6 protein-coding genes and 1 pseudogene are annotated in these 8,564 nt (G+C 38.9%); 1 reads left to right on the top strand and 6 read right to left on the bottom strand.

The features are described from left to right. Nucleotides 1–269 precede the first annotated feature (269 nt). Nucleotides 270–434: pseudogene (locus PN450_RS06060) on the top strand (FAD-dependent oxidoreductase); the annotation flags it as partial. A 654-nt stretch (nt 435–1,088) separates the two neighbouring features. On the opposite strand, the gene PN450_RS06055 reads toward PN450_RS06060, so the two are convergent. From PN450_RS06055 to trpS, 6 genes are all read right to left on the bottom strand, one after another. Continuing rightward, nucleotides 1,089–1,217: a hypothetical protein gene (locus PN450_RS06055; RefSeq protein ID WP_271835728.1), complete on the bottom strand. Its 129-nt coding sequence runs from the start codon at nt 1,215–1,217 to the stop codon at nt 1,089–1,091. Between the two features lies 1 nt (nt 1,218). Beyond that, complete coding sequence (fabG, locus tag PN450_RS06050) at nt 1,219–1,959, bottom strand: 3-oxoacyl-[acyl-carrier-protein] reductase (protein ID WP_015079664.1); 741 nt, start codon at nt 1,957–1,959, stop codon at nt 1,219–1,221. 93 nt (nt 1,960–2,052) lie between these two features. Then, the gene (locus PN450_RS06045) at nt 2,053–4,143 is read right to left on the bottom strand and encodes a protein kinase domain-containing protein (protein WP_271835727.1); all 2,091 of its coding nucleotides are present in this window, start codon (nt 4,141–4,143) and stop codon (nt 2,053–2,055) included. A gap of 256 nt (nt 4,144–4,399) precedes the next feature. After that, nucleotides 4,400–6,082, bottom strand: coding sequence for a serine/threonine-protein kinase (locus PN450_RS06040; RefSeq protein ID WP_271835726.1), 1,683 nt, complete (start codon nt 6,080–6,082; stop codon nt 4,400–4,402). 192 nt (nt 6,083–6,274) lie between these two features. After that, nucleotides 6,275–7,189 (bottom strand): methylenetetrahydrofolate reductase, encoded by a 915-nt coding sequence (locus PN450_RS06035; protein WP_271835725.1) that lies wholly within the window; start codon nt 7,187–7,189, stop codon nt 6,275–6,277. A 59-nt stretch (nt 7,190–7,248) separates the two neighbouring features. After that, on the bottom strand, nt 7,249–8,256 hold the full coding sequence (trpS, locus tag PN450_RS06030; protein ID WP_271835724.1) for a tryptophan--tRNA ligase: 1,008 nt from the start codon (nt 8,254–8,256) through the stop codon (nt 7,249–7,251). Nucleotides 8,257–8,564: the final 308 nt, after the last annotated feature.

Below are 8,564 nucleotides of genomic sequence, written 5' to 3'. Positions count from 1 at the left end.
TCCCTTTTAATGCTACTTATTCTCATTAAGCATCTTAATTTTTGAATTGACTTTAGTTATTATGTACTACTTTAAGGGCTTTTTTGATCTGTGACAGTTTGGGGTGCGGAATGTGGGATTTATTGATAAATCTTCTCATTAATAGTTGACAAAGATTCTCAATCAGAGTTATATTATTCTCAAGTGTTCTCCTCTCTTTAAAGAATCGGCAGGCGGGATTAGTCAGCAGCAGCAGACTTTTCCCTCTTTTTTGGATTAAATTACAAATTATGAATTCTGAATTATTTGATGTCATTGTTATTGGTTCTGGTATTGGTGGTTTAGTGACAGCCACCCAATTAGCAGCCAAAGGTGCAAAAGTTATAGTTTTTGAAAGTTATCTTATTCCCGGTGGTAGTGCCGGTTATTTTCAAACCCACATTCTGCACTTCAATAAGTAGTATACAAAAACTACATTTATGACTAATGAAAAACTATAGCTTTTAAAAATCAAGTAGCCACCAATGAATAAATTATAGACACCAAAAATCCAGCTTTTTTATTATGTTTAAAAAGCTAGTACCGCAGGGCGGAAGTCAAAAGTCAAAAGTCAAAAGTCAAAACTAATATACAGTAGGCTTTTTGGCGATTGAATATGGTTGCTTTATTTACGCCGTGATGTACTAGTAAGACAGTTTAATTGGAATTTTTCAATCAGTTACAGCACTTTCCGGTGTTATGAGGTACATATCCAGCGGGCAAGACTTGTACTGAGCTTGTCGATAGCGCAGCGTGGCGTTAGCCATAGTATGCCCGCACTACAAGAGTTTCATGATTCAACTTTGTACCTCATAAGAGCGGAAACCGCTGTAAGTAGGTGAACGGAAAAAACCGTAGACGCGGAGCGGCTTCTCGAAGAGTAATATGTAACGAAAAGTAAAATCGCCCAAACCCTCTTCACTCTTGCCTCTGGTTACTGAGCGAAGTCGAAGTATTGCCTCTTGCCTAGTGCCATAACGACGACTTTCAATGCTAACCTACTTAGTGGGCTTTAAACGACTTTAGCTTTTAGATAGGGAATAAATTCCCTGGCTTGAAGGGACATCAATTTACGTTAAGTTGACACCAATGGCTAAACCCCTACTACTACAAATCCAAGTTTTTTGTAATTTTGCAAAAGTCCATGTCCCAACCATATTTAGTATAACAACTGACCACTGACCACTGACCACTGACAAACTACATCACCATCCCGCCATCAACGTTAAATACTTGCCCTGTGATGTAAGCTGCGGCCGGATCTGATGCTAAAAAGCGCACCATGCCGGCAATTTCTTCTGGTTTACCAAAACGCCCCAGGGGGATATATTGCAGGATGCCGTCAGCTTTAATATCACTAGTCATGTCGGTGGTAATGAAACCGGGGGCAACGGCATTGACAGTGATGCCACGGGAAGAAAGTTCTTTGGCAACGGTTTTGGTAAAGCCAATTACTCCAGCTTTGGCTGCGCTGTAGTTGGCTTGTCCAGGGTTGCCCATTTGTCCGGCGACGGAAGCGATGTTAATAATTCGCCCCGAACGTTGTTTAAGCATAATTTTACTGACTACTTTTGTACATAGAAATACACCAGTTAAGTTAAGGTCTATGACTGCTTGCCATTCTTCTAATTTCATTCTTAATAGCAGGGTGTCACGGGTAATACCTGCATTGTTGACCAAGATATCCACGCGCTGGAATTTTTCTAAGGTGGTTTTAATGAGTGTATCTACTTGATTTTCTTGAGAAACATCTGCTTGGAGGGCAATGGCTTCTCCTCCTGCTGCTGTGATTTCTGCTACTACTTCATCTGCTGCGGTGCTAGAACTAGCGTAGTTAACAACTACTTTTGCGCCTTGGGATGCTAGTTGGATAGCGATCGCTCTGCCAATTCCTCTTGATGCACCTGTGACAATTGCAACCTGATCTTTTAATAAACTCACTTGATTTTCCTCAATCTGTGGAGATACCTCGCTAATTATAATTATAATATCTGGCGGTAAGTGGGAAACTCAGGGGCTTTAGCCCTGAGAGTGTCAATAATTACTTTCAGGTGTGAGTGTTTCCGTCGGAATTGGTTCTTCCGTTGGGGTTTCTGAGGGCGTTTCTGTGGGTTCAGGTTCTGGTGGATTTTCTGCTGTTACAGTCAGTTGATAATCTACCGGTTCTGAGGCTGTGGAAACAACAACAAATTCATAAAATCCTTTTTCTGATAATGTTGCAGATATCGTCCGTTTTTGAGAATCTTCTAGCAATGGGTTTTTCCCAGAAGGAGAATAAATTGATAATAAAACTTTTGAATTTGCTTCTAGCTTAACTTCCATATTTTGATCTTTGGCTAGTCCAGCAATAAAAACTTTACCTCTTCCTGGTTGCAAACTTCCATTCACTGTTTTCCCGGTAGCACCTTCAGGAAAGACGATTTTTTCAAATATGCTTTTATCAAGAATAGCGTTAAATTGATCATTGACAAATGCGTACCAAACTTGTCCAATGGGTTGTTTAATAAAACTTTTACCCTTTTGTTCAGGAAATTCATGTAAAAAAGCTGCATCACCTAAATCATATAAAGACCGACTACCAACGTTGATTTTATTAATTTTCAATTGCCAGATTGCGCGTTCATTCCCAGTATAATTGCCCAGTTGACGGCGAGAGTCAGAAGTGATTGCAGATAGCTTTTCTAGAACTTCAGCAGCGGTTTTATCCCATTCTGCCCGTAAACTTTCATCTTCTGGACTATCGCTAAGAATACGCCCTTTTAAATTGGGATTTTTGTCCCGAAAAGCTTGATTTACGAGTGTAACATAAAATTTATAATTTATACCTAATTCTTCACGGCTATCGCTCAATTTTTGTTTGCGTTGTCTTTCCTCTGGTGAAAAATTAATTTGGGGTTTTATGATTTCCGTGGGATTGGGACTAGATATAATTGTCGAGTTATTTCCCTGTAAATTATTGGTCGGGGTTTTAAATTTCTGCCAATATAAATAACTCCCAATAGTCAAGACAAAGACGAGAATCAAAACATTTGTTCCTGTCCAAATACCTGGTTGGGGAGGAGTGGGAATAATTACAGGTTCAGGAACTGGGGTTGGGGTTTTGGGAGGAGAAACAGCAACAGTTGCAGATGTGGGGGGTTGAGTTTGCTGATAGCTAACACTTTGAGGGTTCAGGACTTGGAGAAGTTGACGGGCTGTTTGATAGCGACTGCTTGCAACTGGTGATAACATTTTATCTATAATTTGTCCAAATGCGGAACTGAGACTGACTTCCCGCCGCCATTGCCAACTAAAATTATAAGTATCAATTAATTCCTGGGGCTGTTTACCTGTCAGTAAAACTAACATTGTCACAGCTAAAGCATATAAATCACTGCTGGTAGACACCACACCTGTTTGCATTTGTTCTGGTGGTGCAAATCCTATTTTTCCCAATAATGTGCCATTGATAGGAGAGGCAATTGCCCCTGTTTGGTAATATTGAGAGGCGACGGTTGCGGCTACTTGTTTAACACCTCCAAAATCAATTAACACAGGTAATTGATCACTACTACGAAGCATTAAATTATCAGGAGAAATATCACGATGAATAACACCAAGGGAGTGAATATATGCCAATACTGGTAAAATTTGCTGTAATAACTGGTAAATTTCTGCTTCTGTAAATTTTAAACCCTGTTTTTTACGACTATTTAACAAAGAATTATAAGTTTCACCATCTACATAATCTTGAACTAAAAAAAGACTTTCTTTTCCTTGTAAATTAAGGCATAATAGTTCCCGAAACCGGGGAATTTGAGGATGTTGTAATTTATAAAGAACACTTGCTTCTCGTTGAAAAAGTTCTTCTGCTTTTTGAAGAACATAACGAGTTTGTACTTGGGGAGAGAATTCTTTTAAAACACAAGCTTCTCGAAAGCGGTTAATATCTTCCGCTAAATAAGTTTTGCCAAATCCTCCTTGGCCAATTTGTCGAATAATAACATAGCGATCGCCTAAAGTTTGCCCTGGTTGAATCCCCTGATTTCCAGATGTCGGTACATTAGCAATTTTGTCTCCACATTGGAGACAAAACCTACTACCAGACGGATTTTGATGCCCTTGAGAACAATAAATATTAGTCATTGGTCAGTTGTCAGTTGTCAGTTGTTAGTAGGGGCGAAGCATTTGGAAGATAAATTATCGGTCATTGCCAAAAATAGTTCTCCAAATGCTTCGCCCGTACAGTTGTTAGTTGTTAGTTGTTAGTTATTAGTTGTTAGTTGTTAGTTGTCAGTTGTTAGTTGTTAGTTCTGACAAATTACCAATTACCAATTACCAATTACCAATTACCAATTACCAATTACCAATTACCCATTACCCATTACCCATTACCCATTACCTATTGCTTATTCTCTACTTTATCAGATGCGATCGCATACCAAATTTGCAGAAAAGTTTTTTGATTTAGTTTCCCACGTTCTTGACCAGGAAACAATGGTTCAAATGTTTGATATGTATCTGCGCGTAAATCCTGGAAAGATTTATACTTACCCAATCTTCCAGCTTTAGCAAGTTGTTCCCAGCGTTGAGAATCTTGTTGACTATAACTACCTATTTTCTTTCTAGCAGTTTCACTTAAATTAGCCTTTTCTATATGATTTAACAACTGATCTGCAACATGATTCCATTGTTCCCGCAAAGCAGCATCTGCCGGTTTCTCAGTTAACTGACGTTTATTTAATTCTGGTTTTTGGGTATAGAAAACTTCATTAACTGTATTATTAAAAAAATTCGCAGAAATTTCTAGCTTTTGCACACGACTGGAAATTTGCTGAATACTGCGTTTACCATTAGATGGAATTTGAGGAACTTCAATTTGAGGAACTGTAATTGATGTTATCCCCTTAACTGCAAAATTTCCTAAAGCGAACACACCAGCGCCTGTTAACAACATTCCCGTAGTCATAATAAAGCTAACAGTAAAAGGCCGCAACCATATTGGCATCGGAATTTTCTGGACAAATAATGTCGTTTTGTTGTGGACACCACTATGAAGAGTCCGAGCGCGTTTTATACCTGGTGCTACCACCTCTGTTTTTAACTTAGTAATATAAGGATGGGGATTATTAGGAGTTTGCATAGTCTGTGGTGTAGATGAAAGAGATGGTAAAGGTAAATCTTTAATAACTTGTTCGGCTTTTTGATAGCGATCGCTCGGTTTATATGCCAACATCTTTTTGAAGACAGCCTCTAATTTGGGACTAACCTTAATTTCCTTACCCCAAAACCAAACGCCATTATAGCTATCATAAAGTAAATTTGGTTCTTTCCCCGTGATCAATACTAAAGCCGTCACTGCTAGAGAATAAAAATCACTGCTTTTATAGACTTTTCCCTGAAGTAACTGTTCTTCAGGTGCGTATCCCTTTTTACCTAATAAAGTTGCATTTACAGCCAATTGTGTCCGCCAAAAACCCTGATCAGCTGGTAACTGTTTGACACCACCAAAATCAATCAACACAGGTAAATTATCACTTTGACGTAAAATCAAATTATCCGGGGAAATGTCGCGGTGAACTATATCTAGAGAATGAATATAAGTCAAAATTGGGAGAATATTGTGTAGTAAATTAATAACCTCCTCTTCACTAAAAGACTTTCCCTGACTTTGACGCTTTGTAAATAATTGGTCATAATTATCACCCTCAATATAATCTTGCACCAAAAAGAAAAAATCCTTAGTCCCAATTTTTGCCTGAAAAGAAGCGTGAAAACGTGGAATTTGGGGATGTTGGATTTTTTTCAGGACATTTGCTTCTCGTTCAAACAGTTCCTTTGCTTTTTCTAACTCCTGCGGTTTGACAATATTGGGGGCAAATTCCTTTAAAACGCAGGTTTTACGAGATTTTTGCCGATCAATCGCTAAATAACTGCGGCCAAAACCACCTTGTCCCAATATTCGCGCAATTTCATAACGATTATCAATAACTTGTCCCACACTCAAAGGTAATGCTTCACCGCAATGAGTACAAAAACGATGACTACCATTATTTATGTGTTGTTGACTGCAATATATTTGCATGGTATTGGAGGATAAATGGGAAGTTATCAATGACTACAAAAGGAGTAAGGTAATTTACGTTTTCATCAATGTTTTGCGTTCTCAATGTTTGGACAAAACTGAATTTGCTGGTTTTCAAAACTGTAAGCTGTTACGCAGCTAAATTTGATCATCCTAATTTAGTAGGGGTAATTCATGAATTACCCCCACAGGCTAACTAACCTTTTCGACCCCCGCTAAATCCAAAATCGGTGCAATCAAATCTTCCCGCTTTACCGCCATCAGATGCACACCCTGACACAATCCTCGCGCAATCTGCACTTGTTCGGCGGCAATTTTCATTCCTTCTTCGAGAGGATGTTTCGCTTTTGCTAACCTCTCAATAATGTGTTCAGGAATATTCACACCGGGAACAGCTTTATTAATAAACTGGGCATTCTTTGCCGATTTCAACAGAAAAATTCCCGCCAGAATTGGTTTATTGTAACCTACAGCAATTTTATCCATGAACTTTTCTAATGTTTCAAAATCAGTAATTAATTGACTTTGAAAAAATTGCGCCCCGGCTACTATCTTCTTTTCAAACCGACTTTGTAAACCTGACCAACTTTGAGATTGAGGATCTACTGCTGCACCGGCAAATAAATCTAATGCGCCATCAGTGAGAGGTTTCTCATTAAAATCAAAGCCCTGATTCATGTTTCTAATTAACTGCAATAACCGCACAGCTTCTAAATCAAAAACGGCTTTTGCTTGAGGATTATCTCCTGCTTTTACAGGGTCGCCAGTTAAAGCTAAAATGTTGCGGATACCCAAAGCATGAGCACCCATTAAATCTGCTTGTAATCCAATTCTATTCCGATCACGGCAAGCAAATTGACAAATCGGCTCAATCCCACTTTGCAATAAAATTACCGAGGCTACCAACGAAGACATCCGCATTACAGCACGGCTACCATCAGTAATATTGACAGCATGAACCCTTCCCTTAAGAGTCGCCGCCATTGAAAGCATCTGGACTGGATCTCCTCCCTTGGGAGGTGCAACTTCGGCGGTAATTAAAAATTCACCTGCAAGGGCGGCTTTACGGAAGTTATTAAAAGCACTAAAGCTATGGGTATCCGGCATAACATTATAATTTCGGTTTGCTAATAAGGTAAAACATCAGACACCTAAAAGCTTAAACCTTAAAGAGGAACAGTGAAACCCAAAACAGCTTTAACATCTGCTAAAGTTTGATTAGCGATCGCTCTGGCTTTCTCGCCACCATCTCGCAACACTGACTCCAAATAGCCTTTATCCGCCATTACCTCCTGATATTTAGTTTGAATTGGCTGTAAAGCATGAATCGCCGTTTCTGTCAATAAAGGTTTGAATTGTCCCCAACCCATATCTGCACATTCAACCGCTACCTCTTCCTTGGTTTTTCCAGCCAGTAGGGTATACAGAGTTAATAAATTATGACATTCTGGGCGTTCTGAATCATCAAAGGTTAAACCCCTCACTAAATCAGTTTTACAGCGTTTAATCTTCTTAGTAATCTCCTCTGGTGAGTCTAAAATATTAATCCGACTTAATTCTGAAGGATCTGATTTTGACATTTTCCGGGTTCCATCTGTCAAACTCATCACCCTTGCACCTTCCTTTCTAATTAAAGGATCTGGTAATTTTAATATAGGTGCTTTTTTCGCAAATTGGTGATTAAACCTATTGACGATATCTCGCGTTAGTTCTAAATGTTGCTTTTGATCTTCACCTACTGGCACTTTATCAGCTTGATAAAGGAGAATATCTGCCGCCATGAGTACGGGATAATCTAACAAACCAACACCGACATTTTCCCCTTGTTTAACGGCTTTTTCCTTAAACTGGATCATATCTTGCAACCAGTTCAGAGGGGTAATGCAATTTAGCAACCAAGTCAGTTCACTGTGTGCGGAAACGTGAGACTGGACAAAGATGTGAGAATGCTGTAAATCAATGCCACAGGCTAAATATAATGCAGCAATATTGTAAGTATCAGCCGCTAAAGTGGCGGGATTATGCGGTACAGTGATGGCGTGTAAATCTACCACACAAAAGAAATTTTCATACTGGTCTTGAATTTCTACCCAGTTGCGAATCGCACCTAAATAGTTACCTAAGTGTAAATTACCAGTTGGTTGAACTCCCGACAGAACGCGCTGCTTACCCATAATTATCCGTTATTTATCTCCTCTTCCCCGCTTTGTAAATGGGGCGGTTACAAGACTCATTTTAGTAGTGATTGGGGATTAGTGATGAGGTTAATGAAAAGTATCTTTTCTCTTTTCTCGACTTTTGCCAGAAGTTTATAGAATTACGCGGTAAGTGTAAAACTCAGTTAAGTAGAACGGCTTGAATAATTCAAAGTTTGTAGTGAGGAATTTATTCCTCATTTGAGGGCTGAAGCCCTTACTACGAAATCATCTCCAGATTTTTTACATTACTTAATCTACTTTGATTTATTTTCGTCTACTTACTT

Source organism: Dolichospermum lemmermannii CS-548 (assembly GCF_028330815.1).
GTDB classification, from domain to species: Bacteria; Cyanobacteriota; Cyanobacteriia; order Cyanobacteriales; family Nostocaceae; genus Dolichospermum; species Dolichospermum lemmermannii.
This window is presented reverse-complemented; position numbering and strand designations above follow the sequence as displayed.

Excerpts from the sequence above, each read along its gene's own strand:
- PN450_RS06045 (WP_271835727.1), bottom strand. The coding sequence starts at position 4,143 with ATGACTAATATTTATTGTTCTCAAGGGCATCAAAATCCGTCTGGTAGT.
- PN450_RS06040 (WP_271835726.1), bottom strand. The coding sequence starts at position 6,082 with ATGCAAATATATTGCAGTCAACAACACATAAATAATGGTAGTCATCGT.
- PN450_RS06035 (WP_271835725.1), bottom strand. The coding sequence starts at position 7,189 with ATGCCGGATACCCATAGCTTTAGTGCTTTTAATAACTTCCGTAAAGCC.
- trpS (WP_271835724.1), bottom strand. The coding sequence starts at position 8,256 with ATGGGTAAGCAGCGCGTTCTGTCGGGAGTTCAACCAACTGGTAATTTA.